We start from the raw sequence: 25,606 nt of genomic DNA, 5'->3' as shown, positions 1-25,606 counted from the left end.
AAAAGATGAAGTTTGCATGGACTGCCAAAGGCTCTCCCTTTGGGAGAGCTGCCGAGCAAAGCGAGACTGAGAGGGCGAGCACGCTAAAAAATATGAGCATCTGCAATAAAAATTCGCTGTTTCTCTGAAAACTCAGAAGCGAATGTTGCAGATGCTTTATTGTTTGATAGGCACACCCCGCTTGCCCTTTTTGCGCAGGAATGCTATACTTTAGCGATAAAGGACAGTGCGCTGTCCGCAGGTTTTTCAGAGATAAGGATAAGCGCTTATGCGAATCGGACTGATCGAATTTTTGCTCATACTGGCCATTGCGTCCCTCACGGTAGGGCCGCGGGTGGCGTTGTTCGTGGACCGGTGGATGCGGCGTGCCAACCGCGCCAACGCCATGGCGGCGCGCCGCCGGGCCGAGTATGCCGCCCAGATGGCCGCAGAACGGGATGCCATGCTCAAGCGGTTCCGCACCGCCAGCACGGTGTTCGGGGTGGGCATTTTGCTGGTGCTGGTGTATGCGCTGGGCTTCCGTCCCATCGACACCCCGCCGCAGACCTATAAAGCACCCGACCTCCGGCAGGAGACGGGCGCAATGCAGACGGCAGTTTCCACCGACCGCAAGACCCGGCTGGAGCTGGGGGAGTATCAGGGCGTGGACTGCATCCGCGCAAAGGACGGCCTTTTGTATGCCGCTGCGTGGAACGGTGCCGCCCTGAAAAAGCGCACCGCCGACCTTGTGCGCACCGATGGCGGGCACGCTGCCGCCATCCTGAGCGTGGAGGGCGAGCTGACCGGCTTTGCCTTTGACGCCGCCGGGGATGTGTGGCTGACCCAGCTGACCACCGCCGGGGGCACCTTGTGCCGCGTCAAGCACGACAGCTGGGGCGCAGCGGTGGAGCAGGTGGTCACCCAGCTGGACGGTGCGCCGCTGGGGGCGGTATCTGCCGTGGAGGTAAGCCCGGCGGGCAAGGTGTACTTTGCGGTGGTTGCGGCGGCAGGCGCGGAGAACGGGCTGGAAAGCGCCCTGCGCACTGAACTGCTGGCGCACACCGCCACCGGCTGCGTGTATGTGTACGACCCCGCCGCCCGCACGGTGGAAAAGGTGCTGGGCGGGGTAGCAGGCGCTGCGGGTCTGGCGCTCAGCCCGGACGGCAGCACCCTGTATGTCTCCGACCTTGGCAGCCGCTGCATCTGGGCGGTGGACGCCGCCGCCCGGGAGCTGACCGCCGGGGGACGGGGCTGCACTGCCGCCTTTGCCGGTCTGCCGGGCTATCCCGGTGCGCTGGCGGCAGACACGGACGGCACGCTGTACATCAGCTACCGCTGGGCGCGCAGCAGCTGGCTGGAAAAGAACGCGGACAGCACCCTGCTGCGGGGCATCGCCCTGCGGGCGGGGCAGAATACGCAGGAGCGGCTGTTCCGATGCACGGCAGACGCCCCCTGCGCCGAAGCAGTGAGCCTTGCCACCGGGGCTTGGGAACAGACCTTTACCGGCCTTGCACAGGACAGCTGCGCGGCGGTGTGTCCGATGGAAAGTAAAGTATATTTCGGTGCAGCAGGGGCAGACAGCCTGCTGGCTGCAAACCGATAAGCGAGGTGTTTTTGTATGACCGAAGCATTTGCAAAACAGATCGAGACCGAGGCGCGGCAGGCAATGACCGAGCTGGTGGCCGCGGCAAAGCTGAAAAAGGGAGATGTGCTCGTGGTGGGCTGCTCTTCCAGTGAGATGGTGGGCGGTCACATCGGCAAGGATTCCAGCTTGGAAGCTGCCCGGGCGCTGTACGCGGGCGCTGCGCCGGTGCTGGCGGAAAAAGGCGTCTGGCTGGCAGCCCAGTGCTGTGAGCACCTGAACCGCGCCATCATCCTTGAGCGGGAAGCCGCAGAGAAGTACGGCTGGGAGGAAGTGTGCGTTGTGCCCCGTCCCCATGCGGGCGGCAGCTGGGCGACCACCTGCTGGAAGAACTTCAAAGACCCGGTGGCGGTGGAAGAGATCCGCGCCAACGCGGGCATGGATATCGGCGGCACCCTGATCGGAATGCATTTGAAGCGGGTGGCAGTGCCGGTGCGGCTGAGCCTTCATAAGATCGGCGAAGCAAACATTCTGTGTGCCTACACCCGTCCGAAGCTGATCGGCGGCGAACGCGCCCGCTATACCGAGGAGGACTGAGTCAGATGGCAGAAAAGAATTTGGAAGAGATGCGGCAGGCCGTGGCCGAGATCCGGGAAAAGATGGCCGCAGCCGCCCGGGAAGCCGGACGCGATCCGGCAGCGGTGCAGCTGTGCGCCGCCTGCAAGACCCGCACGGCGCAGACCATAGCAGCCAGTGCCGCCCTGCCTATTGACTTATTTGGCGAAAACCATGTGCAGGAGCTGTGCGCAAATTACGATGCCGGAGCCTACTGCGGTAAGCCCAGCCATTTTATCGGCCACTTGCAGACCAATAAGATCAAAAAGGTGCTGGGGCGGGCAAGCCTGATCCAAAGCGTGGACAGTGAGCATCTGCTGCTGGCCATTGAGAAGGAAGCCGCCAAGACCGGTATCGTGCAGGATATCCTGCTGGAAGTGAACATCGGCGGGGAGGAGAGCAAAACCGGTGCTGCGCCGGAGCTGCTCTGGCCGCTGCTGGACACCGCCGCCGCACAGGAGCATATCCGGGTCAAGGGTCTGATGGCGATTCCGCCCGTGAACGATGACGACGCCCAGAACCGCCGGTATCTGGCACAGGTGTATCAGCTGTTCGTCCGGGCAGGGGAGCGGGGCTACCGCAACGTGGAGATGCAGACCCTTTCCATGGGCATGAGCGGCGATTTTGAAAACGCCATCCGCGAGGGCGCTACCCTTGTGCGCATCGGTACCGCCATCTACGGTGAGCGGGATTACAGTAAAAAATAAGAGAAACGCGGAAATAAAAACGGTTTCAGGGCAGCGTCCTCGCCCTCTCAGGCGCTCTCGCGCCAGCTCCCCCAAAGTGGGAGCCCTTGGCAGTCCACGCAAACTTCATCTCTTTGCCAAGGCCTCTCCCTTTGGGAGAGGTGGCACGGCGAAGCCGTGACGGAGAGGGCGAGCCCGCTGAAAAATATCTGCAACACCCTGAATCGGAAAAGCCTGATGGAAATCAACAAAAACGGAGGAACCATGCCGAAAACCAAAACCAACGACCCCGGGGCGCACCACGCAAGCAGCGGTGCACTGATCCGGCGTTTTCTGCCGTATCTGGCAAACTATAAGATGGTGCTGTGCCTTGATCTGTTCTGCGCAGCGCTGACGACCCTGTGTGATATCGTGCTGCCCAAGATCATGAGCATCATCACCAACTCTGCCATGGGAGTGGGCATCACCCTGACGGCGGGCATCGTGCTGAAACTGGCGGCGCTCTACTTTGTGCTGCGCATCATCGACGGCGCAGCCAGCTACTATATGTCCAGCATCGGTCATATCATGGGTGTGCATATCGAAACGGATATGCGCCGGGATGCCTTTGACCATCTGCTGCAGCTGGATCACACCTACTACAACAACACCAAGGTGGGCACCATCATGGGGCGCATCACCAACGATTTGTTTGACGTGACCGAGTTCGCCCACCACTGCCCGGAGGAGTTTTTCATCGCGGGCATCAAGATCGTGGCGTCCTTTGTCATTTTGTGCCGCGCCAGCATCCCGCTGACCTTGGCGGTGTTTGCCTGTGTGCCGCTGATGGGCGTGGTATCGGTGTACCTGAATGGCCGTCTGCGAGCGCGGTTCCGCCAGCAGCGTGTCCAGATCGGCGAGCTGAACTCTACCATCGAGGACAGTCTGCTGGGACAGGGCGTGGTCAAGGCCTTTGCCGCCGAGGACGAGGAGCGGGAAAAGTTCGCCAAGGGCAACCGCGCCTTTGAACAGATCAAGACCCTTGGCTACTACGCCATGGGCGCCTTCAACACCTCCACCCGCCTGTTTGACGGCCTGATGTATCTGGTGGTCATTCTGGCAGGCGGCCTGTCGCTGGTGTACGGTAAGATCACCGCCGGTGATCTGGTGGCGTATATGCTCTACGTCACCACCCTCATCGCCACCATCCGGCGCATCGTGGAGTTTGCCGAGCAGTTCCAGCGCGGCATGACCGGCATCGAGCGCTTTGCCGAGATCATGGACACCCCGGTGGCTATCAAGGACGCCCCGGACGCAGTGCCATTGCAGCCCGGTCCCGGAGAGATCCGGTTCGAGAAGGTGTGCTTTGAGTACCCGGACGACCACAACAAGGTGCTGCACGACGTCAGTCTGGACATCCGCGCCGGGGAGCGTCTGGCGCTGGTGGGTGCCTCCGGCGGCGGCAAGACTACCCTGTGCAACCTGATCCCCCGCTTTTACGAGGTGACCAGCGGCCGCATCCTCATTGACGGACAGGATATCCGCCGGGTCACCTTAAAGAGCCTGCGGCAGGATATCGGCATCGTGCAGCAGGACGTGTACCTGTTCAGCGGCACGGTGGCGCAGAACATCGCCTACGGCAAGCCCGGTGCCACCCGGCAGGAGATCGAAGCCGCCGCCCGTCTGGCGGGCGCGGAAAAGTTCATCCTTGCGCTGAAGGACGGCTACGACACCTATGTGGGCGAGCGCGGCGTCAAGCTGTCCGGCGGACAGAAGCAGCGCATCGCCATTGCCCGGGTGTTTTTGAAGAACCCGCCCATCCTGATTCTGGACGAAGCCACCAGCGCACTGGACAACGAGAGCGAGATCCTTGTGGGACAGAGCCTTGAAAAGCTGGCGCACGGCCGCACCACCCTGACCATCGCCCACCGCCTGACCACCATCAAGGACTACGACCGCATCCTTGTGCTGGGCGAGGAGGGCATCGTGGAACAGGGCACCCACGCCCAGCTGCTGGAAAAGCAGGGCATCTACTACCGCCTGTGGAACCAGCTGCCCGCAGAGGATGGGGAATAAAAGCGCCTGAAATACAAAAAAGACACCCGAAAGGGTGTCTTTTTGTCTCTTGTCAAGGGAAGTGAACGGGTTTCATCTCTAGGCACCCACCGATTCATCTTGTTTGGCGTTTTGCATCCACCGCACCAGCGCTTCGGCGTCCTGTTTGCCTTTGGCGTACATTCTTTCAAGGCCGGCGCGGTTCTTGGTCAGGGTGGACATTCCCTCGGTGCTGTCCGGGGCGATGATGCAGACAAGGCCCTGTCGCTCCAGCTCCCGCGCCCGCTGGACAGCCGTGTTGTACCGCCATGCCCGGCGGCGCAGCCCCTCGGCTGCAGCGGGGTAATGCGACTGCAGCAGGTGTGCCAGATGCTTGTCCCGGGCATCACTACTCACCAGCCCGATGGGCTTGGTCAGGATGAGAGCCACCCGGTCGCAGCCGTGGGCAAAGGCCCATTCCAGCGGAACGGGGTCGGCCAGGCCGCCATCAAAATAAGGCACGCCGTCGATGACGCAGGGCTGGTCGATGACCGGGATGCAGCAGGACGCCATGAGGACGCGGTAGTCGTCCGGGTGGAGGTCTGCCTTGGTGAAATACTGCGCCTCGCCGTTCTGTGCATTAGCGGCCACCACGCAGAGCTCTGCCGGGCTGCGGGCAAGCGCCGCGTAATCCAGCGGATTCTCGCCGCCTGCATTGCTGAGGGTGCCGTAGACATAGCCCAGATCGAGATAGGAGTGCTTGCGGATGAGGTTGTGCACGCTCATGTACTCCCTGCGGAAGGAGTATTCATCGTAAAAGGGCTTGTTCCGCCCATGCTGGCCTGCCAGATAGGACGCCATATTGGCACTGCCCGCCGAAACGCCGATGCAGAGATCGAAGCGGAGGTCCTCCTCCAGGCAGCGGTCCAGCACGCCAGCGCCGTAAATGCCCCGCAGGCCGCCACCCACATCGATGACACCGTATTTCATGGTCTGTTCCTCCATCGTTTCATTCCATTTTCCTCCCAGTATAACGGGACGGCAGGAAATACTCATTGAGCAAACGGCGGGATCTGATGCAATTTGCGGCAGAAAGCAGGATCTGCCGCAATGGGGGCAAACAAAAACGGCCAGCGTATCATGTGCTCTGTGATATGTACCCCTAATCGAGAAAATCCACCCGCATATGTTCCAGCACACCTTTGTCAGCATTTTGTTGTCGAACCCTAATATCGGCGTGGCGACAGTAGCCGCAGAAGCCGGACACGCACAGCCCAGTACCACTCTTGCAATCTACACGCAGGTCTATGACAAGCGGCGCAAAGAGATTCGCAACCAAATGAGCAAGGAACTGTACGAATGAGCAAAAAAGAAGCACGAAGGCCGGGACCTTCGTGCTTTTTTGGTGGGCCAGGCAGGACTTGAACCCGCGACCAAGCGGTTATGAGCCGCCAGCTCTGACCAGCTGAGCTACTGGCCCGCAGGGGTGCTGCATTGCTGCAACACGCACTAGTATAACAAAAACTGCGCAAAAAGGAAAGCATTTTCCGCAAAAATCATTTGGTGCGGTGGGCATCCAGCTTTTGCAGCATAAATTCGTCCAGCATGGCGGGCGGGAACAGCGGCTCTTTGTAGCCAAAGGCCTCCCGGATAAAGATCAAAGTCACCACGGTCTGGCGGCCGGGGTCCAGCCGCAGGGTGTACAAAGTGTCCAGCGGCTGCTGGCTGGGCTGGTGCAGCGTCAGGTGCAGCAGAAAGCTGCCGTCGTTCTCCCGGCGGCACTCGTAGGCAAAGAGGTCGGTGTCGCTGCGGGTGTCCAGACGGTCAAAGCACTCGTCCAGCGCAAGGCCGGTGCGGAACTCGGACAGGCCGGCGGGGCCGTACTGGCTGCGGCGGTTCGTCTCCCGCCGGGAGAGCAGGTACACGATGATGCCCAGCGCACAGGCTAAAAGACAGACGGAAACGACAGCGTTCATGGAAAGACCCTCCCCAAAAGAGTTTTCCTTATTGTAACACAACCTGCGGGGGTTTGTGCTATAATATTTACAATTCTTTTTTAAATTTTTCTGCAGGCCGGGCGCAAACGCCCGGGGGGAGGGGCTTCATGAAGCTTAAATTTACACGCAAGACATGGTATTTCTTTTTGCTGGCTGCAGCGGCGGTGTCCATGCTGGGCGGCTTTGCCGTGCTGAGCGGGATGGATTTTTCCGGGCTGGAAATGATCGTGTTCTGCCTTACCGGCATCGCGGTGCTGTTTCTGGCGGCGCAAAAGGGCGCACCGGCAAGGGAAAAACGCAACTACACCGGCGTGTTCGTGGTGCTGATGCTCAGCAAGCTGGGTGCCAGCGGCTGGGCGGGGGATATCTGCTCGGCGCTGGTGTGGCCTGCTTTGCTGGCAACGGAGTACGAGCGCGGCAGACCCATCCAGCGGCAGCTGCAGCTGGTGAGCGCCGCCGAGGTGCTGCGGCTGGTGTTCTGGATGCTGACCAAGTACGCGGGCATGAGCGGCCTTGCCTTCTGGACGAATTTGATGTTCATGCTGCTGACCTGCGCCCGGGGCTGGGCGGGGCTTACCCTGTATAAGACACAGGAGGAGACCCTGTGACCCAGCGCCGCAGGACGTCTAAAGCCAAGGCAAAACGCCGCTTTGGCCGCAGAGCCTTTCTGGCAGGGGCGGGCGCAGCCGCCTGTGCTGCGGCGGGGTGGTATCTGCGGCAGAAAAGCGATGCAGACCGCACTGCTGCCTCCGGGCAGGATACGCCCCCGGCACCCAACCCCGCCCTGCCCGCCGGGGAGTGGCGGGCGGTGTGGGTGAGCTATCTGGACTGGGCGCTGCTGGATTTTTCCACCGAGGACACCTTCCGCGCCGGGGCAGCGCAGCTGCTGGACAATTGCGCCGGGCTGGGACTGAACACCGTGCTGGCGCAGGTGCGCCCCTTCGGGGACGCGCTGTACCGCAGCAGCCTGTTCCCGTGGAGCCATCTGTGCACCGGGGTGCAGGGCAAAGACCCCGGCTTTGACCCGCTGGATGTCTTTCTGGCCGAGGCGCACCGCCGGGGCATCGGGGTGGAAGCGTGGGTCAACCCCTACCGTCTGCGCTCCTCGGCGGCGATGCCGCCGAATCTGGCAGAGAATAATCTGGCAAACACCCACCCGGACTGGCTGTGCACCGCCGGGGAGGGGCTGTACCTGAACCCCGCCGTGCCTGCCGCCGCAGACTATGTGGTGCAGGGGGTGGCAGAGCTTTTGCAGAACTACCCGGTGGACGGCATCCACTTTGACGATTACTTTTACCCCACCACCGATGCCGCCGTGGACGCGGTGCAGTTTGCGGCAAGCGGCGCAGCCGACCTTGCCGCGTGGCGGCGGCAGAACGTCACCGCGCTGGTGGCGAAAGTGTACCGCACCGTAAAGGCGGCAGACCCCACCTTGCGGTTCGGCATCAGTCCGCAGGGCAACCCGGACAACGACCTTGACCAGCAGTACAGCGATGTGACCGCATGGCTGGCGGCGGGCGGGGAGGAGAAGGTCATCGACTACCTCTGCCCGCAGGTGTACTGGGGTTACGGCTTTACCCTGCACTCCGGCAGCACCCGCTTTGCCTTTGAAAACATCGTTCCGGCGTGGCTTGCCTACCCACGGGCGGGGGATGTGGCGCTGTACTTCGGGCTGGGTGCGTACCGGGTGGGCACCGGGGACGGCGGTGCGAACCCGGACAGCGTATCCGGCTGGAGTACCGGCAGCGCGCTGGCGGCGCAGGTAAAGGACTTACGGCAGCAGGCGGCGGGCGGCTGGGCGCTGTACCGCTATGGCAGTCTGTTCGGGCCGGAGGCTCCTGCGCTGGCCGGGGCCGAGTGCGCGGCGCTGCGGGCGCTGAATAAGTGAAAATTCGTGCAGAAACAGGCGGCAAACCGCACAAAATAAACACAGGTATCTTGTGCAGAGCGGCAAAATGCGGTATACTTACCCTGTATCTGCCCGTTGGCAGAGACGCACGAAAAAGAAAAGTTTCTTTGTTTCTATGAGGAAAGCTATGAAGATGAAAAAACAGCTTTTGGCACTGCTGCTGGCGGCGGTGATGGTGCTTAGCCTGACCGGCTGCAAGGAGACCCTGAAAAAGGTGGCGCAGAAGGTGACAGGCCACTCCGAGGAAGTGCAGGAGGAGGACACCACCCGCTGGGCGGAAGCCACCGCCGACCCGCTGATCATTCAGGGCATTGCGGATGCCTCGGCAAAGTATGCCACCGCCACCGCAGACGGCTGTCTGTACGCGGTGTTCAACGGCATCTGGAGCCGCAACACCGGCTACTTTACCGTGCCGGGCGGCAGTTTGAACATCATGGCCTGCGGCACCGCCGAGGGCACCCAGAAGTTCAAGGTGGCACTGTGGAAAAAGGTGGACGGCGGCGCAGCGTATGTGCCGGACAGCACCTACTACGTCAAAACCGATGGCACCGACTACCGCTGCACCATTTCCGGGCTGGACCCGGCGGCGCAGTACCGCGTGACCATCTCCTATGATTCCAGCCGGTACTACCTGTACGGCCTGATGAAGGTGGAGGGCATTGCCGGATGACGAACCAGACGAAAAATTCAATGCTGCTGATGCTGTGCGCCCTGATCTGGGGCACAGCCTTTGTGGCGCAGAGCGCCGGCTCTGGCATGGGCGCGTTCTCCTTTCTGGCGGGGCGCAGCTGGATGGCGGTTCTGGTGCTGCTGCCCACGGTCAAGGCGTTTGACGCCTTGCACCACCGGCAGGGCAAACCGGACGGCAAGCCCAAGACCGCTGCCGAGCGCAAGCTGCTGCTGAAAGCCGGGCTTATGTGCGGCACGCTGCTGTTTTTGGCCAGCGCAGCGCAGCAGCTGGGCATCACGCTGGACCCCTCCACCGCAAAGGCGGGCTTTCTGACCGCCATGTATGTGGTGCTGGTGCCGGTGTTCGGCCTGTTTCTGGGCCGCAAGGGCAGTGCACAGCTGTGGGTGAGCATGGCCATTGCCGTGGTGGGGCTGTACCTGCTGTGCATGAAGGACGGCTTTGGCAGCATCCAGAGCAGCGACTGGCTGCTGCTTTTGTGCGCGGTGCTGTTCAGCTTCCAGATCATGGCGGTGGATCATTTTTCCCCGCAGATGGACGGCGTGCGCCTGAGCCTTGTGGAGTTTTTTGTGGTGTCGGTGGAAAGCACCGTGGCGGCGTTTTTGTTCGAGCAGCCTGCCATGGCAGAGTTTATCACCTTCGCCGGGCCCATCCTGTACTGCGGCATCATGTCCAGCGGCGTGGCCTACACCCTGCAGATCCTGGGTCAGCGGGACCTGAACCCCGCGGTGGCAAGCCTTATCATGTGTCTGGAAAGCGTATTCAGCGCCCTGGGCGGCTGGCTGCTGCTGCACCAGAACCTTTCCTTCCGGGAATCTTTCGGCTGCGTGCTGCTGTTTGCCGCCGTGGTGCTGGCACAGCTGCCCCTTGGCCGCCTGATGCGGAGCAAGGCCTGAGGTGGCGGCAAAGCTGTGCGCCCAGCTGCGCAGCGTGGAGGGCATCCAGTACGAGCTGGTGCGCAAAAAGGTAAAGCAGCTGCATCTGCGGGTGCGGGACAACGGCACCGTGATGGTAAGCATCCCCCTGACGGCCAGTCTGGAACAGGCTGACCGTTTTGTGCTGCAAAACGCCCAGTGGATCCGGGACACCCGGGTGAAGAACATCACCAAGCGGAACAAGGATAACGCTGACCTGCCGGACAAGGCCACGGCGCTGGCCTACTTTACCGCCATGAGCGATAAGGTCTACCCGGCCTTTGCCGGGGTGCTGGGCGGGCAGAAGCCTGTCCTGAAAGTGCGCAGCATGACCAGCCGCTGGGGCGTGTGCTGCCCGGGCAAGCGGCAGATCACCCTTGCTTTGCAGCTGTATAACCAGCCCCCTGCGGCGCAGATCTATGTGGTAGTACACGAGTACTGCCACTTTTTGCAGTTGAACCACAGCCCGGCCTTCTGGGCAGAAGTGGAAAAGCTGCTGCCGGACTGGAAGGCCCGGCGGGAACTGCTGAAAAAATAATCTATCGTAAAAACGGAGGGAAATTCCCTTGGAAAACGAAAAAAAGACCGGCGATAAATATTCCAAACTTGCCGGCAATACCCTGATCTTTGCAATCTCCAGCTTTTCATCCAAGCTGCTCACCCTGATCGTACAGCCCTTTCTGACCTACGCCATGGCGGAGATCTCGGATCTGGGTCTGTCCAAGATCCTGAGCCAGTATGCAAACCTGCTCATCCCCTTTGTGTCTATGGGAATGTCCAACGCCATCATCCGCTTTGGTCTGGACAAGGGCAACAGCGAAAAGCAGGTGTTCACCAACGGCCTGCTCACCATTCTGGGCGGCTTTGGCATTCTGGTGCTGTGCTGGCCGGTCACCCAGTTTTTGCCGGATATGGCGCAGTACGGCCTGCTGATCTACATTTATGTGCTCATGAGCTGCCTGCGCACCCTGTGCACCCAGTTTGTGCGCAGCCGCCAGTGGAACAAGCTGGTGGCGGTGGACGGCGTGCTGTGCACCGTGGCTACCATGGCGTTTTATGTGCTGTACCTGGTGGGCTTCAAGTGGGGCGCCAACGGCTACCTGCTGGCCATCATCAGCGGCGACCTGACCAGCGTGCTGTTCTTGCTGTTTACCGGCAAGCTGTGGAACTATGTGGAGCTGAAGGGCATCAACAAAAAGCTGTGGCGGCAGATGCTCAACTTCTCGCTGCCCATGATCCCGGCGCAGATCAGTTTCTGGATCATCAACGCGTCTGACCTGTTCTTTGTGCGCGAGATGTGCGAGGGACTGGACGGGCGCACCGGCAACGCATGGAGCGGCCTGCTTTCCACCGGCTACTTCCTGCCCACCATCCTGACCACGCTGGGTCTGATCTTCTACGACGCGTGGCAGCTTTCCGCTGTCACCGAGGAGGAAGGGCGTGCGCGGTTCTTTACCCAGATCTTCCGCACCTATTCCAGCGTGCTGTTCTGCTGTGCGGCGGGCATTATCTGGCTGTGCCGCCCGGTGATGCACGTCATGAAGTCCAACTACTATTACGCATGGCACTTTGTACCGTTCCTCGTGCTGGCTTCCACCTGCAGCTGCTTTAACCAGTTCATGAACAGCGTCTATGTGGTGACTAAAAAGTCGCAGCGCAGCATGGTCACCATGATGGCGGGCGCTATCAGCAACTGCATCATGAACTACTTCTTTATCAAGTGGTGGGGACCTGTGGGCGCGACCTATGCGTCCTTCCTTGGCCTTGCACTGGTGTTCACCCTGCGCGCCGTGGATGCCCGCCGCATGATCGGGATGCACGTCCACCCGGCGCGGGTGCTGGTAAATGCCGCCGCGCTGGTATTTGAAGCCTTTGTGCTGCTGGCAGAGCCGCCGCTGTACGGGCTGTGGACGGGGCTGATCACGCTGGTTATCATCCTGTACAACTTTGCGGGCGTATGGGCCATGGCGCGTGTGTTGCTGCCCCGTCTGCTGGGCCGCCGGGGCAAGGCGCTGGTAGCCGCCGTGGACGGCTGGCTGAAGCCGAAAAAGGCGTAAAGCAGGACGATTTTGAATGGCCGCCGCGTGCGCTTTGGCCATATTCAGCGGAAAAATTATTTATAAGTTCGGAATACCGGAGCGTCTGCGGACGCTCCGGTATTCCATTTTCACGGGGAAGGACATAAAGGTGAGTAATATATTTTTACAATTTATGGAACTTGCTCAAGTTTTTTCCTTCTGCCGGTTGACGGTATCCCCCTGAATCCGTATACTATAAATATATCTTGTACAAAAGTGTACAAACAGGATACAGACGAAAGGCGGTGGACATCATTCTCAGACGATCGCTCCCCAAGCTGCGGGAAAAGCTTTTGGAGGCGCTGCAGGCGGTGCTGCCCATTGTGGCCATTGTGCTGGTGCTCTGCTTTACGGTAGCACCGGTGTCGCCCAGCATCCTGCTGTGCTTTTTGCTGGGCGCTGCCATGATCGTGGTGGGCATCATGTTCTTTACTCTGGGTGCAGAGATGAGCATGACCCCCATGGGCGAGCGGGTGGGTGCAGTCATCACCCGCAGCCGCAAGCTGCCCCTCATCCTCGTGCTCGGCTTTTTGCTGGGCTTCCTTATCACTATCTCTGAGCCGGACTTGCAGGTGCTGGCAGATCAGGTGCCCTCCATCCCCAGCGGTACGCTGATCCTTTCGGTGGCGGCGGGCGTGGGCCTGTTTCTGGTCTTTGCCTTCCTGCGTATGCTCATCGGCGTTGCGCTGCCAAAGCTGCTGGTGCTGTTCTATGGGCTCATCTTTCTGCTGGCGGCCTTTGTGCCCAAGGAGTTTCTCGCCGTGGCGTTTGACTCCGGCGGCGTGACCACCGGCCCCATGACTGTGCCCTTTATCATGGCGCTGGGCGTGGGTGTTTCCGCCATCCGCAGCGACCGCCACGCGGCGGACGACAGCTTTGGTCTGGTGGCCATGTGCTCCATCGGCCCCATTCTGGCGGTGCTGACGCTGGGCATCGCCTTCCGCGCAGCGGACAGCACCTACATCCCGCCTGTTCTGCCGGAGGTGGCAGACTCGGTGGAATTGTGGCGGCTGTTCCGGGAAGGCCTGCCCACCTATCTTGCCGAGATCGCCCGCTCGCTGCTGCCCATTGTGCTGATGTTCGGGGCATTTCAGCTCATTGCCCTGCGGCTGGACCGCCGCACGCTGGGGCGCATCGGCGTGGGCCTTGCGTATACCTATATCGGCCTTGTGCTCTTTTTGACCGGCGCAAACGTGGGCTTTATGCCCGCCGGTAACTATCTGGGACAGGTGCTGGCAGGCAGTGGGATGCGCTGGGTGATCATTCCCATCGGAATGCTCATCGGCTACTTCATCGTCAAGGCCGAGCCTGCGGTCTATGTGCTGAACAAGCAGGTGGAAGAGGTGACCGACGGTGCCATCTCGGCGCAGGCCATGGGTCTGGCACTTTCCGCAGGCGTGTCCATCTCGGTGGGTCTTGCCATGGTGCGGGTGCTGACCGGCATCTCCATCCTGTGGTTCCTTGTGCCGGGCTATGTGTTCGCCATCAGCATCTCCTTTGTGGTGCCCAAGCTGTTTACCGCCATCGCATTTGACGCGGGCGGTGTGGCTTCCGGCCCTATGACCGCAACCTTCCTGCTGCCGCTGGCACAGGGTGCCTGCGTGGCGGTGGGCGGCAACATCGTCACCGATGCTTTCGGCGTGGTGGCGATGGTCGCCATGACTCCGCTCATCACCGTGCAGATGATGGGTCTGGTGGCGCAGCTGCGCACCCGCAAGGCGCATGTGGCGCAGCCCGCTGCGGTGCTTGCCACCGTGTTTGCAGACCTGCCGGATGACGCCATTATCGAGCTGTAAAGGAGGCAGAACGTGAGCAGTTTGTTTTTGATGATCACCATCACCGACCGCCGCTCTACCGATGGCTTTTTGCAGCTGTACAAAAGCCACGGCGTAACGGTAAGTATGCGCACCGTAGGCTCCGGCACGGCGGTGCAGGAGACGCTTTCCACCCTTGGGCTGGAAAAGACCGAAAAGGCGGTGCTGCTGGCTGTGGTAACGGCAGAGAGCTGGCAGAAGATCCAGAAGGATCTGCGCCGCAAAATGCAGATCGATGTGCCGGGCACCGGCATTGCGTTCATTGTGCCGCTGAGCAGCATTGGCGGCAAACGGGCGCTGATGTTCCTCACCGAGCACCAGTCCCTTACATGGAAGGAGGAGAGCACCTTGAAGGATACCCGCTACGAACTGCTGCTGGTGGTGGCAAATCAGGGCTACACCGGCTCCATTATGGACGCTGCCCGCACCGCCGGTGCAGGCGGCGGCACGGTGATCCACGCAAAGGGCACCGGCATGGAGGGTGCAGCCGCCTTTCTGGGCGTGGAGCTGGTGAACGAAAAGGAGCTGGTGCTCATCGTCAGCCGCACCAGCCAGAAAAACACCATCATGAAAGCCATTATGGAGGGGGCAAACCCCAAGGCGGGCGCCATCGTGTTCTCGCTGCCGGTTACCGATACCGCCGGTCTGCGGCTGATGGAAGAGGACGAAGCCCAGCCGGAAGCTGCCCTGTGACCCCTTAAAAATTGATCCCGATATCCGCATTTATCGCCGAAGGCTTGATAAATGCGGATATTTTCGTTATCATAGTAGAAGAACCTTCAACTATAAACAAAGGAAGATGAAGATGACGCAATTAACACGCAAGCAGCAGCAGCTCTTCAACGCACTGTCCATCGTGGTGGGCAATGCGATGTATGCGCTGACTGTGGTATTATTTCTGATGCCCTCCGGCCTGATCACCGGCGGTGCCACCGGTATCGCACTGGCTTTCAACAAGGTCACCGGCCTGCCGGTGTCTGCAGTGCTGTTCGTGGTCAACGTGGCCATGCTGCTGCTGGGCTGGTGGGTGCTGGGACGCCGCTTTGCCCTGAACACCATGGCAAGCACGGTGCTCAGTCCCTTTTTTATGGCGCTGTGGGAGCGGCTGCTGGGCAATCTTGTGCTGACCGATGATCTGGTGCTGAACACCGTATTCGCGGGCTTTGGCATCGGCATCTCGCTGGGCATCACCATCCGCGCCGGTGCTTCCACCGGCGGCATGGATATCCCCCCGCTGGTGCTGAACAAGTGGTTCCACCTGCCGGTGTCCAGCACCATGATGGTTTTCGACTTTATCATTCTGGCGGCGCAGGCGGCGTTCAGCCCGGTGCGGCAGTCCCTGTACGGCGTGGTGATGGCCATTATCTACACGGTCGTGCTGGACAAGGTGCTCATGCTGGGCACCACCCGCACCGAGGTAAAGATCATCAGCGCCAAGTCCGATGAGATCTGCGCCGCTATTTTTGCGCAGCTGGACCGCGGCGTGACCATTCTGCACGGCGAGGGCGGCTACCTGCGGGAGCCGGAATCGGTGCTGCTGAGCGTGGTCTCCAACCGGCAGCTGCCAAGGCTGGAAAAGCTGGCGCACGCCATCGACCCCACCTGCTTTATGATCGTGAGCCACGTTACCGAGGTAAGCGGGCGCGGCTTCTCGCTGGAAAAGGACTATCAGGCGGAGGGGTAAGCGGATTTCCCCAAGGCTCTTGCAAAACTGCCCCGGTTTGGGGTATAGTATAGAGGAACAGTAGGTTATACTGTATCTCACCCAAAACAGAAAGGAAAAGCTATCATGTTTGATATTTTCAATATGCTCAAAAAAGAGGAACACACCGCACCCAAGCAGGTGACCCGCGATACCATCATCGGCGATATTCTGGATATGGACCAGACCACCGCACCCTACTTTATGGAGATCGGGATGCACTGTCTGGGCTGCCCGGCTTCCCGCGGCGAGACCATCGAGGAAGCCTGCGAAGTGCACGGCGTGAACTGCGATGAGCTGCTGGAGAAGCTGAACACCCATCTGGCAGCCAAGAAGGCCTGAGTGCTGCCCACACTGGATGCGCGTCTGACCGCAGCGGCCCAGCTGGTGCGCCCGGGACAGCCGGTGGCGGACATCGGCTGTGACCACGGCAAGCTGACGGCGGTGCTGGCGGCTTCGGGTAAGTACCCGAAGGTCATCGGGGCAGACCTGCGCCCCGGCCCGCTGGCAAAGGCAAAACAGACGCTGGAAAATGCAGGTTGTCTGGACCGCGCTGAGCTTCGGCTCGGCGACGGTCTTTCTGTGTTGTCTGCCGGGGAGGTGGGCAGCATCGTGCTGGCGGGCGTGTCGGCGCAGACCACTTGGGAGATCATCGAAAAAGCGCCGTGGGTGTCCGCTGTGGGCGGGCCGCGCCTTGTCATGGTGCCCGCCACCCGCCACAGTGAGCTGCGCCGCTGGCTGTGGCAGCACGGCTTTGCTCTTGTGGCAGACCGCCCGGTGCTGGCCGCTGGCCGCTGGTATGCGGTGATGGCGGCGGAGTACACCGGCGAGGTGACCGAGCCCACCTTTACCCAGTGTCTGCTGGGGGATACCGGCCGCTGGCCGGAGGGTGCGGGCTATGCCGCATGGCAGCGGGCAAAGCTGCCCCGGATGCGGCTGGGCGTGCCGGACGGCAGTGCGCTTGCCGCAGAGATGGATGCCATTCTGAAAGAGGGAAACTGAAATGACCACGGTACAGCAGGTATACGAAGTAATGCAGCGGCTTGCCCCGCCGGAGCTGGCAGAGCACTGGGATAACCCCGGCCTGCTGGTGGACTGCGGCGGTGAGGTGCGCCGGGTGCTGGTGACGCTGGACATCACCCCGGAGGTGGTGGAGGAAGCTGCGGCAAAGCAGTGCACGGTCATCGTGGCGCACCATCCGGTCATCTTTGACCCGCTCAAGCGGCTGTGCCCCGCCGATGTGCCCTATCAGCTGGTGCGGGCGGGCATTTCCGCCATCTGTATGCACACCAATCTGGATGCCGCCGAGGGCGGGGTGAACGATGTGCTGGCGGATCTTTTCGGCATCCGGCAGCGCACCGCCTTTGCAGACGGCTGCGGCCGGGTGGGGGAGATTGACCCCATCACCGTGCCGGAACTGGCCGCGTTGGCGCAGCACAAGCTGGCAGCGCTGTGCAACGCGCCGGACACCGGCACGGCAGTACAGGTGAAGTTTGCCGACACCGGAAAGCCGGTGCACCGGCTGGCGGTCATCAGCGGCGCGGGCGGCAGTCTGTTTGCCGAAGCCATCGCCGAGGGCGCGGACTGTCTGCTGACCGGCGAAGCCAACCACCACCATGCGCTGGACGCCAAGCGGCTGGGGCTTTCCCTCATTGCGGCGGGACATTACGCCACCGAGTTCCCGGTGACTGCTGCTGTGGCAGCTGCCCTGCGCGCCGCCCTGCCGGAGCTGGAGGTGCTGATAAGCGCCGAGAACCGCGACCCTTATACTTATTTATAAAGAGAGAACCCTCTCCGTCATTGCTGCGCAATGCCACCTCCCCCGAAAGGGGGAGGTCTTTCAGCATAAACCGAAAAACTGGCAACGCCGCAGGCGACTGAGAGGGTTATAGATAAAACGAGGTAACATTTATGGCACTGGATGCCGCGACACTGGCGCTGACGGCAGCGGAGCTGAAAGCTACCCTGACCGATGCCAAGATCGCAAAAATTTTTGAACCGACCCGGGATGAGCTGGTCATCACCCTGCGCACCCGCACCGATACCTACGCCCTGCTGCTGTCTGCCCGCAGCGGCTCTGCACGGGTGTGCCTGACCGAGGAGACCTTTGAAAACCCCGAGACGCCGCCCTCCTTCTGTATGCTCATGCGCAAGCACCTGACCGGCGGCAGACTGCTGGATGTGCACATGGAGCCGGGCGACCGTATCGTCTACTTTGATTTTCAGTGCACCAACGAGATGGGCGACCTTGTGCGCAATACCCTGTGCGCTGAGCTGATGGGGCGCTACTCCAACCTTGTGCTGGTGCAGAGCGGCAAGATCATCGATGCCCTCAAGCGGGTGGATTTTGAGGACAGCGACGTCCGGCAGCTGCTGCCGGGCTTGCCCTACACTACGCCCCCCAAGCCCGCCCGCCCGGATTTTCTGCTGGTGAGCAGTGCGTCCATTGTGGCAGCGGCCTGTCAGCGGGAGCTGCCGGTGGCGGACGCGTTGAACAAGACGGTGGCCGGCGTAGGGCCGGTGGTCTGCCGCGAAGCCGCATGGCGCGCCTTTGACGGAGAACATCTGCCCGCCAATGAGCTGACCGATGCCCAGAAGCGCAGCCTGATGGCGGCAATCGACGAGCTGAAGGAGCTGCACGCGCAGGGCGGCTGTCCCTGCAGCGTCACCGCGCCGGACGGTAAGCCGGTGGAGTATACCTTCTTCCGCCCGCAGCAGTACGGCGAGCAGTACACCATCCGGGAGTGGCCGTCCTTCAACGCGATGCTGGAGGGCTACTATGCCGAGAAGGACCGCGCCGAGCGGCTGCGCACCAAGAGCAAGGAGCTGCACAAGGCGGTGCACAATATGTATGACCGCGCTCTGCGCAAGCAGGCAGCGCGGCAGGAAGAGCTTGCCGCCAGCGGCAAAAGCGAAAAGCTGCGCCTGTACGGTGAGCTGCTGTCCGCAAACCTCTATCTGGCGCAAAAGGGCATGAAGAGTCTGACCGTGCCCAACTGGTACGACGAAGGCAAAGAGGTGACCATCCCGCTGGATCTGCGGTTCAGCCCCAGCCAGAATGCCCAGAACTTCTTTAAGAACTACAAAAAGAAGCAGACCGCCGCCCGGATGCTGGTGGACCTGCTGGCAGAGGGCGAAAAGGAGATCGCCTATCTGGAAACGGTGCTCTACGAGGTGGAAAGCGCCTCCGGTGAAGCTGCCCTGAACGAGATCCGCATGGAGCTGAAAAATCAGGGCTACCTGAAATACTACAAGCAGCGGGACAAAAAGCAGAAGCCTGCGGACTTTCTGCGCTATACCTCCAGCGATGGCTTTGAGATCTTGGTGGGCCGCAACAACGCCCAGAACGACAAGCTCACCCTGCACACCGCCCGGGGCAAGGACTTATGGTTCCATGTGCAGAAAGCACCCGGCAGCCATGTTGTGGTCATGAGCCGGGGCGAGGACATCCCGGACACCACCAAGCAGGAAGCGGCGGAGCTGGCGGTCATCCATTCCAGCGCCTACAAGGCGGGCACCGGTGCCAAGGTGGCAGTGGACACCACCGAGGTGAAGAATATCTGGAAAGCAAACGGTGCCAAGCCCGGCATGGTGCTGTACGAGGTGTACACCACCGTCTACATCACCCCGCGGGAGGGGCTGGAAGAGCAGCTGAAGAAGAAATGATTTGAACTGCGCGCCGCGTTTGCTTTGCGCATGGTTCAAGGAAGAATTATTTTAAATTTGCCAATCGGGAAAATCTGCGGATTTTCCCGATTGGCTTTTTCACGGGTAGGGTCGTGGAGGAAAACGGCATTTGCAGCGCCGCTGCTTCCTGCGGAAGCAGCGGCGCTGCGGGGAAAGCTTCTGCTTGTCGCAAGCGTGCAGGGACGCTCCGCTGGGCCAGAGGCAGGGAGGGGTGTTCCGACTCCCCCCTCCCTACCTCTGGACTCCACCCACCCCGCAACGGGTCAAGGGCTGCACGCCCTTGACAAACCTAAAGAAGAAGTCGAAGCACAAAAAAGCTAGCGCTGCGCCAGTCGGCGCTATCGCTTTAACGCTTTTTTCGCTTCTCCATTAAAAACCCCTCAGTCGCTGCGCGACAGCTCCCCCGAGGGGGAGCTGGCACGCCCAGAAGCTTTACACTTCAGCTGGGAACTTTCCCGTCATGCCAAAGGCTCCCTCCCCGAGGGAGCTGGCAAAGCCGACAGGCTTTGACTGAGGGAGTTCTCTTATATAATAGGTATAACCCCCGCGTCTACCGCCCATACTGATGCTGCAAAGGGGAGCGGGGGAGTTTTCCACCGGCAAAAAGCGCTGAGATTGTGCATCTTGCACAGAAAATGCGGCCATTGACAAAACAGAGAAAATAAAAAAGAAAAATCGTAATTTTCTGCAAAAAACACTTGCCAAATAGACGAAGATGTGATAAAATATCTCTCGGCTGCAAAAGGCTTGTGCGATACAAGTCGTGCAGGCCAGCGATATGCGTTGATGCGGGAGGTTGTCATCCGGCGATAGCTGCGATGGGTTATTTCCGCGGAGTATGTCCGATCTTAGAACCGGGCGAAAAAATTACTGACAGCGATGGAATACGTTCCCTCGGCAGAGAAGTTACTCCTCTGCGAAACGGGCGGAACCAATGTTCGGATTTGATTTGCTAATATGTTTCCGGGAGAACTGCCATGCGGTTCACCGGTTTTTATAGTGCCAAATCGAGGAACACCCGGAACTGTGTAGAGCAATTTATCGGCTCGCCTAGGGCAAAAACAATTTTTCAGGAGGCGTAAGCAATGGCAGTCAAAGAGAAAATCAGAATCCGTCTGCAGAGCTATGATGCTCAGCTGATCGATGCCGCAGCAGAGAAGATCGTGGAGACCGCAAAGCGCACCGGCGCACGCGTGTCCGGCCCCATCCCCCTGCCCACCGATCGTGAGGTCGTTACCGTTCTGCGCGCTACCCACAAGTACAAGGATAGCCGCGAGCAGTTCGAGAGCCGCACTCATAAGCGTCTGATCGACATTCTGAAGCCGTCCAACAAGACGGTCGAGGCTCTGATGAGCCTCCAGCTCCCCGCTGGCGTGGACATCGAGATCAAGCTGTAAACCACACACGATCAAATTCGATGCCCTCGTTTCCCGAGGGGTCATGTTGGCAGTGACGTGCGCTGCCAACCAATAACCTTTACAGGAGGAAAAGAAAATGGTTAAAGGCATTATCGGCAAGAAAGTCGGTATGACCCAGCTGTTCGATGAGAGCGGCAAGGTTATCCCCGTCACCGTCATCGAGGCAGGCCCCTGCACCGTCGTGCAGAAGAAGACTGTCGAGAGCGATGGCTATCAGGCTGTTCAGCTGGGCTTCGGCGAGGTTTCCGCCAAGAAGGTCAACAAGGCAGCTGCAGGTCACTTCAAGAAGGCAAACGTTGCCCCCAAGAAGACCCTGCGTGAGTTCCGTCTGGACGACGTTTCCGCAATGAACGTTGGCGACATCCTGAAGGCTGACGTCTTTGCAGCAGGCGACAAGGTTGACGTTGCAGGCGTTTCCAAGGGCAAGGGCTACCAGGGCGTTATCAAGCGCTTTGGCCAGCACCGTCTGCGTGAGAGCCACGGCACTGGCCCGGTGGCACGTCATGCAGGTTCTATGGGCGCTATTTCCAACCCCTCTCGCGTGTTCCCCGGCAAGCGCCTGCCCGGCCACATGGGCTGCGTGCGCGTTACCGTGCAGAACCTGACCGTTGTCAAGGTTGACACCGAGAACAATCTGATCGCTGTCAAGGGTGCGGTCCCCGGTTCCAAGGGCACCATCATCACCCTGGCCAACAGCGTCAAGGCGTAAGGAGGAAAGCTACAATGGCAAAGTTTAATGTAGTCGATATGAACGGTCAGCACGTTAGCGAGATCGAGCTTTCCGACGCCGTGTTCGGTATCACCCCGAATGAGAAGGCTGTCCACATTGCTGTGGTGAACTTCCTGGCCAACCAGCGTCAGGGCACCCAGAACACCAAGATCCGCATGGAAGTTTCCGGCGGCGGCAAGAAGCCTTGGCGTCAGAAGGGCACCGGCCACGCTCGTCAGGGCTCCATCCGTGCTCCGCAGTGGACCCACGGCGGCGTTGCTCTGGGCCCCAAGCCCCGCAGCTACAACTACCACATCAACAACAAGGTCAAGCGTCTGGCTCTGCTGAGCGTGTTGTCCGACAAGGCTGCCAATGGCAACATGGTCGTCGTTGACAAGTTCGCTTGCGACGAGTACAAGACCAAGGCTGTGGTTGCTATGCTGAACGCTGTGGGCGCCGGCAAGAAGAACCTGCTGGTCAACGAGACTGTCGATGCAAAGTTCGTCAAGAGCGCTGGCAATATCGCCGGTGTCAAGACCACCTTCGCAGGCAGCGTGAACACCTACGATGTGCTGAACGCCGACAAGCTGATCATCAGCGTCGACGCAGCTAAGAAGCTCGAGGAGGTGCTTGGCTAATGAAAACCGCACATGATATCATCCTGAAGCCGGTCATTACCGAGAACTCCATGGCTGGCATCGCTGACAAGAAGTACACCTTCAAGGTCGCTACCGATGCTACCAAGGTCGAGATCGCTCAGGCAGTTGAAGTTCTGTTCCCCGGCGTCAAGGTCGCTAAGGTGAACACCGTCTCCGTCCGTGGCCGCTTCCGCCGTCAGGGTATGCACGCTGGTTACACCGCTGCATCCAAGAAGGCTATCGTGACCCTGACCAAGGACTCCAAGGAGATCGAGTTCTTCAACAGCATGGTCTGATAGAACCCGCCGAGGGTTCCTCTATGGGGATATGACCCCGATAATAATTCATAAGATAAACAAAGGAGAATAGCACAATGGCTATCAAAAAGTATGGCCCCACTACTCCGGGCCGCCGCGGCATGACCGTCACGGATTACAGCGTCCTGAGCAAGGTCGCTCCTGAGCGCAGCCTGCTGGAGCCCATGAAGAAGCACAGCGGCCGCAACAACACCGGTCGTATCACCGTCCGCCATCAGGGCGGCGGCAACCGCACCAAGTATCGTGTCATCGACTTCAAGCGTCAGAAGACCGATATCCCCGCTACCGTCAAGACTCTCGAGTACGATCCGAACCGCAGCGCATTCATCGCTCTGGTCGAGTACACCGATGGCGTCAAGAGCTACATCATTGCTCCCGATGGCCTGAAGGTGGGCGACGTGGTCGTCAGCAGCAAGTCTGCCGATATCAAGCCCGGCAACTGCCTGCCCTTCGAGAACATCCCTGTCGGTACCATCATCCACAACATCGAGCTGTATCCCGGCCGCGGCGCTCAGCTGGTTCGTTCCGCTGGCAACATGGCTCAGCTGATGGCTAAGGAGAATGGCTACGCTCTGGTTCGTCTGCCCTCCGGTGAGATGCGCAACGTGCCCGTGAACTGCACCGCAGTCATCGGTCAGGTTTCCAACATCGACCACGAGAACGTCAACCTGGGCAAGGCAGGCCGCAAGCGCCACATGGGCGTGCGTCCCGGCAGCCGTGGTACCGTTATGAACCCCTGCGACCATCCCCACGGTGGTGGCGAGGGCCGCGCACCTGTTGGTCACTCCGGTCCTATGACTCCCTGGGGCAAGCCCGCTCTGGGTCTCAAGACTCGCAAGCATCATAAGCGCTCCGATAAGCTGATCGTGAAGCGTGCAGGTAAGTAAGAGAGGAGTTTAAGACAATGGGTAGAAGCATTAAAAAAGGACCTTTCGTCCAGGCTGCTCTTATGAAGCACGTTGAAGCGATGAACGCTTCCGGCAAGAAGCAGGTCATCAAGACCTGGAGCCGCGCCTCCACGATCTTCCCCGAATTCGTTGGTCACACCTTTGCCGTCCACGACGGCCGCAAGCATGTGCCTGTGTATGTGACTGAGGACATGGTTGGCCACAAGCTGGGTGAGTTCGTTCCCACCCGTACCTTCAAGGGCCACACTGGTAATTCTAAGTAATAGAGGGAGGAACACAACATGGAAGCTCGGGCAATTCTTCGTTATGCCCGCATTAGTCCTCGTAAGGTGTCTATCGTTATGGACCTGATCCGTAACAAGCCCCTGGACGAAGCGCTGGCAATCCTGCAGTACACCCCGAAGGCAGCTTGTGAGCCCCTTCTGAAGCTGGTGAAGTCTGCAGCCGCTAATGCGGAAAACAACTTCAATATGGACAAGAACAACCTCTACGTCGCCGAGTGCTACGTTTGCCCCGGCCCGACGCTGAAGCGCATGATGCCTCGTGCACAGGGCCGCGGCTACCGCATCCTGAAGCGCACCAGCCACATGACCGTTGTTCTGAAAGAGAAAGAGTAAGGAGGGAAAACAATGGGCCAGAAAGTAAATCCGCACGGCATTCGTGTCGGCGTTATTAAAGACTGGGACAGCCGCTGGTTTGCCTCCAAGAAGGATTTCAGCGATAACCTCGTCGAGGATCACAAGATCCGCACTGAGCTGAAGGCTCAGCTGAAGGACGCTGGCGTCCCCAAGATCGAGATCGAGCGCACTGTGGATCCTTCCACTTCCGCTCCTCGCGTTAATGTTAACATCTACTGCGCTAAGCCCGGTATGGTCATCGGCAAGGGCGGCGAAGAGCGCATCGCCCTGCAGAACAAGCTGACCAAGGAGTATGGCAAGACCGTTATCGTCAATGTCATCGAGGTGAAGAGCCCCTCCACCAACGCACAGCTGGTTGCTGAGGACATCGCTCGTCAGCTGGAGAACCGCGTCACCTTCCGTCGTGCTATGAAGCAGTGCATGCGCAATGCCATGAGCCCCCGCGATCGCGCAACCGTTCCCGCAAAGGGCATCAAGGCAATGTGCTCCGGCCGTCTGGGCGGTGCTGATATCGCCCGCACCGAGAGCTACCACGAGGGCACCATCCCCCTGCAGACCCTGCGCGCCGACATCGATTACGGCTTTGCAGAGGCTGCTACCACCTACGGCCGCATCGGCGTTAAGGTGTGGATCTACAAGGGCGAGGTCCTCAAGAGCGCAAAGACCGCTCCTAAGAAGGAAGGAGGCAACAAGTAATGTTACTGCCTAAGCGTGTTAAGTACCGCCGCGTTCAGCGCGGCCGCATGACCGGCAAGGCTACCCGCGGCAACGTGGTGTGCCAGGGTCAGTACGGCCTTGTTGCTCTGGAGCCGGCATGGATCTCCTCCAAGCAGATCGAGGCTGCCCGTGTTGCCATGACTCGTTACATCAAGCGTGGCGGCAAGGTTTGGATCAAGATCTTCCCCGATAAGCCCGTGACTGAAAAGCCCGCTGAGACCCGCATGGGCTCCGGTAAGGGCTCTCCCGAATACTGGGTTGCAGTCGTGAAGCCCGGCCGCGTGATGTTCGAGCTGGCAGATGTCGATGAGGCAACTGCTCGCGAGGCTCTGCGTCTGGCTATGCACAAGCTGCCCATCAAGTGCAAATTTGTTGTCCGTGAGGACTCCGTGAAGGAGGATGGCACCAATGAAGGCTAATGAACTCCGCGAAATGCAGACCGCAGAGCTGACCAGCAAGCTGGCAGATCTGAAGGCTGAGCTGTTTAACCTGCGCTTCCAGCATGCCATCAACCAGCTGGAGAACCCCGGCCGCATCGAAGCAGTCAAGAAGGACATCGCCCGCGTGATGACCGTTCTGGCTGAGAAGCAGTAAGGA

Annotated in this window: 30 protein-coding genes and 1 tRNA gene; 28 read left to right on the top strand and 3 right to left on the bottom strand. The window is 60.1% G+C overall.

The genetic code is table 11. From position 1 onward, the window contains the following. Nucleotides 1-268 precede the first annotated feature (268 nt). The 4 genes from C4N24_RS07760 to C4N24_RS07745 all read left to right on the top strand — a co-directional run bounded on the left by C4N24_RS07760 (nt 269) and on the right by C4N24_RS07745 (nt 4,917). On the top strand, nt 269-1,582 hold the full coding sequence (locus C4N24_RS07760) for an SMP-30/gluconolactonase/LRE family protein (RefSeq protein WP_112090953.1): 1,314 nt from the start codon (nt 269-271) through the stop codon (nt 1,580-1,582). Nucleotides 1,583-1,597: 15 nt separating this feature from the next. Further along, nucleotides 1,598-2,158, top strand: a complete 561-nt coding sequence (locus tag C4N24_RS07755) for a TIGR01440 family protein (protein WP_112090952.1) — start codon at nt 1,598-1,600, stop codon at nt 2,156-2,158. A 5-nt stretch (nt 2,159-2,163) separates the two neighbouring features. Continuing rightward, entirely contained in the window at nt 2,164-2,883 is a 720-nt protein-coding gene (locus C4N24_RS07750; protein ID WP_112090951.1) for a YggS family pyridoxal phosphate-dependent enzyme, read from the top strand. A 243-nt stretch (nt 2,884-3,126) separates the two neighbouring features. Further along, nucleotides 3,127-4,917, top strand: coding sequence for an ABC transporter ATP-binding protein (locus C4N24_RS07745; RefSeq protein WP_112090993.1), 1,791 nt, complete (start codon nt 3,127-3,129; stop codon nt 4,915-4,917). 78 nt (nt 4,918-4,995) lie between these two features. Here the strand turns inward: C4N24_RS07745 and C4N24_RS07740 are convergent, their stop codons facing one another. Beyond that, entirely contained in the window at nt 4,996-5,865 is an 870-nt protein-coding gene (locus tag C4N24_RS07740; protein WP_347475215.1) for a patatin family protein, read from the bottom strand. Between the two features lie 175 nt (nt 5,866-6,040). Between C4N24_RS07740 and C4N24_RS07735 the strand changes: the two genes are divergently transcribed. Beyond that, on the top strand, nt 6,041-6,238 hold the full coding sequence (locus C4N24_RS07735; RefSeq protein WP_347475216.1) for a tyrosine-type recombinase/integrase: 198 nt from the start codon (nt 6,041-6,043) through the stop codon (nt 6,236-6,238). A gap of 40 nt (nt 6,239-6,278) precedes the next feature. Here C4N24_RS07735 and C4N24_RS07730 read toward each other — a convergent pair. Further along, nucleotides 6,279-6,355 (bottom strand) — tRNA-Ile (locus tag C4N24_RS07730). 76 nt (nt 6,356-6,431) lie between these two features. After that, on the bottom strand, nt 6,432-6,851 hold the full coding sequence (locus C4N24_RS07725) for a hypothetical protein (protein WP_112090949.1): 420 nt from the start codon (nt 6,849-6,851) through the stop codon (nt 6,432-6,434). Between the two features lie 128 nt (nt 6,852-6,979). On the opposite strand from C4N24_RS07725, the gene C4N24_RS07720 reads away from it, so the two are divergent. The 23 genes from C4N24_RS07720 (at nt 6,980) to rpmC (ending at nt 25,603) form a co-directional block, all read left to right on the top strand. Next, on the top strand, nt 6,980-7,480 hold the full coding sequence (locus C4N24_RS07720) for a conjugal transfer protein TraD (protein ID WP_112090948.1): 501 nt from the start codon (nt 6,980-6,982) through the stop codon (nt 7,478-7,480). Then, entirely contained in the window at nt 7,477-8,760 is a 1,284-nt protein-coding gene (locus tag C4N24_RS07715) for a glycoside hydrolase family 10 protein (protein ID WP_112090947.1), read from the top strand. The genes C4N24_RS07720 and C4N24_RS07715 overlap by 4 nt, the downstream gene beginning before the upstream one ends. A gap of 148 nt (nt 8,761-8,908) precedes the next feature. Next, complete coding sequence (locus C4N24_RS07710; protein ID WP_242983216.1) at nt 8,909-9,451, top strand: hypothetical protein; 543 nt, start codon at nt 8,909-8,911, stop codon at nt 9,449-9,451. Further along, the gene (locus C4N24_RS07705) at nt 9,448-10,365 is read left to right on the top strand and encodes a DMT family transporter (RefSeq protein ID WP_112090945.1); all 918 of its coding nucleotides are present in this window, start codon (nt 9,448-9,450) and stop codon (nt 10,363-10,365) included. The genes C4N24_RS07710 and C4N24_RS07705 overlap by 4 nt, the downstream gene beginning before the upstream one ends. Before the next feature lies 1 nt (nt 10,366). Then, the gene (locus C4N24_RS07700; RefSeq protein WP_112090944.1) at nt 10,367-10,921 is read left to right on the top strand and encodes a M48 family metallopeptidase; all 555 of its coding nucleotides are present in this window, start codon (nt 10,367-10,369) and stop codon (nt 10,919-10,921) included. Between the two features lie 28 nt (nt 10,922-10,949). Then, on the top strand, nt 10,950-12,440 hold the full coding sequence (locus C4N24_RS07695; protein ID WP_112090943.1) for a lipopolysaccharide biosynthesis protein: 1,491 nt from the start codon (nt 10,950-10,952) through the stop codon (nt 12,438-12,440). A 266-nt stretch (nt 12,441-12,706) separates the two neighbouring features. Beyond that, nucleotides 12,707-14,257 carry a DUF1538 domain-containing protein gene (locus C4N24_RS07685; RefSeq protein WP_112090941.1) on the top strand — a complete coding sequence of 517 codons (1,551 nt, stop codon included), beginning with the start codon at nt 12,707-12,709 and terminating at the stop codon, nt 14,255-14,257. A gap of 30 nt (nt 14,258-14,287) precedes the next feature. Then, nucleotides 14,288-14,968: a P-II family nitrogen regulator gene (locus C4N24_RS07680; RefSeq protein WP_181573064.1), complete on the top strand. Its 681-nt coding sequence runs from the start codon at nt 14,288-14,290 to the stop codon at nt 14,966-14,968. Nucleotides 14,969-15,080: 112 nt separating this feature from the next. Beyond that, nucleotides 15,081-15,959 (top strand): YitT family protein, encoded by an 879-nt coding sequence (locus tag C4N24_RS07675; protein WP_207657271.1) that lies wholly within the window; start codon nt 15,081-15,083, stop codon nt 15,957-15,959. Between the two features lie 105 nt (nt 15,960-16,064). Beyond that, nucleotides 16,065-16,319 carry a DUF1858 domain-containing protein gene (locus C4N24_RS07670; protein ID WP_097782918.1) on the top strand — a complete coding sequence of 85 codons (255 nt, stop codon included), beginning with the start codon at nt 16,065-16,067 and terminating at the stop codon, nt 16,317-16,319. Then, nucleotides 16,320-16,979 (top strand): class I SAM-dependent methyltransferase, encoded by a 660-nt coding sequence (locus C4N24_RS07665; RefSeq protein ID WP_112090938.1) that lies wholly within the window; start codon nt 16,320-16,322, stop codon nt 16,977-16,979. A gap of 1 nt (nt 16,980) precedes the next feature. Then, nucleotides 16,981-17,757: a Nif3-like dinuclear metal center hexameric protein gene (locus tag C4N24_RS07660; protein WP_112090937.1), complete on the top strand. Its 777-nt coding sequence runs from the start codon at nt 16,981-16,983 to the stop codon at nt 17,755-17,757. Nucleotides 17,758-17,888: 131 nt separating this feature from the next. Then, nucleotides 17,889-19,643, top strand: coding sequence for an Rqc2 family fibronectin-binding protein (locus C4N24_RS07655; RefSeq protein ID WP_097785325.1), 1,755 nt, complete (start codon nt 17,889-17,891; stop codon nt 19,641-19,643). Between the two features lie 1,106 nt (nt 19,644-20,749). Next, on the top strand, nt 20,750-21,061 hold the full coding sequence (rpsJ, locus tag C4N24_RS07645; RefSeq protein ID WP_005921888.1) for a 30S ribosomal protein S10: 312 nt from the start codon (nt 20,750-20,752) through the stop codon (nt 21,059-21,061). A gap of 97 nt (nt 21,062-21,158) precedes the next feature. Continuing rightward, nucleotides 21,159-21,791 carry a 50S ribosomal protein L3 gene (gene rplC, locus C4N24_RS07640; protein WP_005921887.1) on the top strand — a complete coding sequence of 211 codons (633 nt, stop codon included), beginning with the start codon at nt 21,159-21,161 and terminating at the stop codon, nt 21,789-21,791. Nucleotides 21,792-21,805: 14 nt separating this feature from the next. Beyond that, nucleotides 21,806-22,429, top strand: a complete 624-nt coding sequence (rplD, locus tag C4N24_RS07635; protein ID WP_005921886.1) for a 50S ribosomal protein L4 — start codon at nt 21,806-21,808, stop codon at nt 22,427-22,429. Continuing rightward, nucleotides 22,429-22,725: a 50S ribosomal protein L23 gene (gene rplW, locus C4N24_RS07630; RefSeq protein WP_112090936.1), complete on the top strand. Its 297-nt coding sequence runs from the start codon at nt 22,429-22,431 to the stop codon at nt 22,723-22,725. The genes rplD and rplW overlap by 1 nt, the downstream gene beginning before the upstream one ends. Nucleotides 22,726-22,802: 77 nt before the next feature. Further along, a complete protein-coding gene (gene rplB, locus C4N24_RS07625; RefSeq protein ID WP_112090935.1) occupies nt 22,803-23,633 on the top strand; it encodes a 50S ribosomal protein L2 in 831 nt (276 codons plus the stop codon). 17 nt (nt 23,634-23,650) lie between these two features. Next, nucleotides 23,651-23,917 (top strand): 30S ribosomal protein S19, encoded by a 267-nt coding sequence (rpsS, locus tag C4N24_RS07620; RefSeq protein WP_005921883.1) that lies wholly within the window; start codon nt 23,651-23,653, stop codon nt 23,915-23,917. A gap of 18 nt (nt 23,918-23,935) precedes the next feature. After that, nucleotides 23,936-24,271, top strand: coding sequence for a 50S ribosomal protein L22 (rplV, locus tag C4N24_RS07615; protein WP_005921882.1), 336 nt, complete (start codon nt 23,936-23,938; stop codon nt 24,269-24,271). A gap of 12 nt (nt 24,272-24,283) precedes the next feature. Further along, complete coding sequence (gene rpsC / locus C4N24_RS07610; protein WP_005921881.1) at nt 24,284-24,988, top strand: 30S ribosomal protein S3; 705 nt, start codon at nt 24,284-24,286, stop codon at nt 24,986-24,988. After that, on the top strand, nt 24,988-25,428 hold the full coding sequence (rplP, locus tag C4N24_RS07605; RefSeq protein ID WP_005921880.1) for a 50S ribosomal protein L16: 441 nt from the start codon (nt 24,988-24,990) through the stop codon (nt 25,426-25,428). Before rpsC ends, rplP begins: the two co-directional genes overlap by 1 nt. Beyond that, a complete protein-coding gene (rpmC, locus tag C4N24_RS07600) occupies nt 25,418-25,603 on the top strand; it encodes a 50S ribosomal protein L29 (protein ID WP_005921879.1) in 186 nt (61 codons plus the stop codon). Before rplP ends, rpmC begins: the two co-directional genes overlap by 11 nt. Nucleotides 25,604-25,606: the final 3 nt, after the last annotated feature.

Source organism: Faecalibacterium prausnitzii (assembly GCF_003287405.1).
In the GTDB taxonomy this organism is placed as follows: Bacteria; Bacillota; Clostridia; order Oscillospirales; family Ruminococcaceae; genus Faecalibacterium; species Faecalibacterium intestinale.
Note: the sequence above shows the minus strand (reverse complement) of the source record. Positions and strands in the feature narration are given on the sequence as shown.

Excerpts from the sequence above, each read along its gene's own strand:
- C4N24_RS07760 (WP_112090953.1), top strand. The coding sequence starts at position 269 with ATGCGAATCGGACTGATCGAATTTTTGCTCATACTGGCCATTGCGTCC.
- C4N24_RS07755 (WP_112090952.1), top strand. The coding sequence starts at position 1,598 with ATGACCGAAGCATTTGCAAAACAGATCGAGACCGAGGCGCGGCAGGCA.
- C4N24_RS07750 (WP_112090951.1), top strand. The coding sequence starts at position 2,164 with ATGGCAGAAAAGAATTTGGAAGAGATGCGGCAGGCCGTGGCCGAGATC.
- C4N24_RS07745 (WP_112090993.1), top strand. The coding sequence starts at position 3,127 with ATGCCGAAAACCAAAACCAACGACCCCGGGGCGCACCACGCAAGCAGC.
- C4N24_RS07740 (WP_347475215.1), bottom strand. The coding sequence starts at position 5,865 with ATGAAATACGGTGTCATCGATGTGGGTGGCGGCCTGCGGGGCATTTAC.
- C4N24_RS07725 (WP_112090949.1), bottom strand. The coding sequence starts at position 6,851 with ATGAACGCTGTCGTTTCCGTCTGTCTTTTAGCCTGTGCGCTGGGCATC.
- C4N24_RS07720 (WP_112090948.1), top strand. The coding sequence starts at position 6,980 with ATGAAGCTTAAATTTACACGCAAGACATGGTATTTCTTTTTGCTGGCT.
- C4N24_RS07710 (WP_242983216.1), top strand. The coding sequence starts at position 8,909 with ATGAAGATGAAAAAACAGCTTTTGGCACTGCTGCTGGCGGCGGTGATG.
- C4N24_RS07705 (WP_112090945.1), top strand. The coding sequence starts at position 9,448 with ATGACGAACCAGACGAAAAATTCAATGCTGCTGATGCTGTGCGCCCTG.
- C4N24_RS07680 (WP_181573064.1), top strand. The coding sequence starts at position 14,288 with ATGATCACCATCACCGACCGCCGCTCTACCGATGGCTTTTTGCAGCTG.
- C4N24_RS07675 (WP_207657271.1), top strand. The coding sequence starts at position 15,081 with ATGACGCAATTAACACGCAAGCAGCAGCAGCTCTTCAACGCACTGTCC.
- C4N24_RS07670 (WP_097782918.1), top strand. The coding sequence starts at position 16,065 with ATGTTTGATATTTTCAATATGCTCAAAAAAGAGGAACACACCGCACCC.
- C4N24_RS07660 (WP_112090937.1), top strand. The coding sequence starts at position 16,981 with ATGACCACGGTACAGCAGGTATACGAAGTAATGCAGCGGCTTGCCCCG.
- C4N24_RS07655 (WP_097785325.1), top strand. The coding sequence starts at position 17,889 with ATGGCACTGGATGCCGCGACACTGGCGCTGACGGCAGCGGAGCTGAAA.
- rpsJ (WP_005921888.1), top strand. The coding sequence starts at position 20,750 with ATGGCAGTCAAAGAGAAAATCAGAATCCGTCTGCAGAGCTATGATGCT.
- rplC (WP_005921887.1), top strand. The coding sequence starts at position 21,159 with ATGGTTAAAGGCATTATCGGCAAGAAAGTCGGTATGACCCAGCTGTTC.
- rplD (WP_005921886.1), top strand. The coding sequence starts at position 21,806 with ATGGCAAAGTTTAATGTAGTCGATATGAACGGTCAGCACGTTAGCGAG.
- rplW (WP_112090936.1), top strand. The coding sequence starts at position 22,429 with ATGAAAACCGCACATGATATCATCCTGAAGCCGGTCATTACCGAGAAC.
- rplB (WP_112090935.1), top strand. The coding sequence starts at position 22,803 with ATGGCTATCAAAAAGTATGGCCCCACTACTCCGGGCCGCCGCGGCATG.
- rpsS (WP_005921883.1), top strand. The coding sequence starts at position 23,651 with ATGGGTAGAAGCATTAAAAAAGGACCTTTCGTCCAGGCTGCTCTTATG.
- rplV (WP_005921882.1), top strand. The coding sequence starts at position 23,936 with ATGGAAGCTCGGGCAATTCTTCGTTATGCCCGCATTAGTCCTCGTAAG.
- rpsC (WP_005921881.1), top strand. The coding sequence starts at position 24,284 with ATGGGCCAGAAAGTAAATCCGCACGGCATTCGTGTCGGCGTTATTAAA.
- rplP (WP_005921880.1), top strand. The coding sequence starts at position 24,988 with ATGTTACTGCCTAAGCGTGTTAAGTACCGCCGCGTTCAGCGCGGCCGC.
- rpmC (WP_005921879.1), top strand. The coding sequence starts at position 25,418 with ATGAAGGCTAATGAACTCCGCGAAATGCAGACCGCAGAGCTGACCAGC.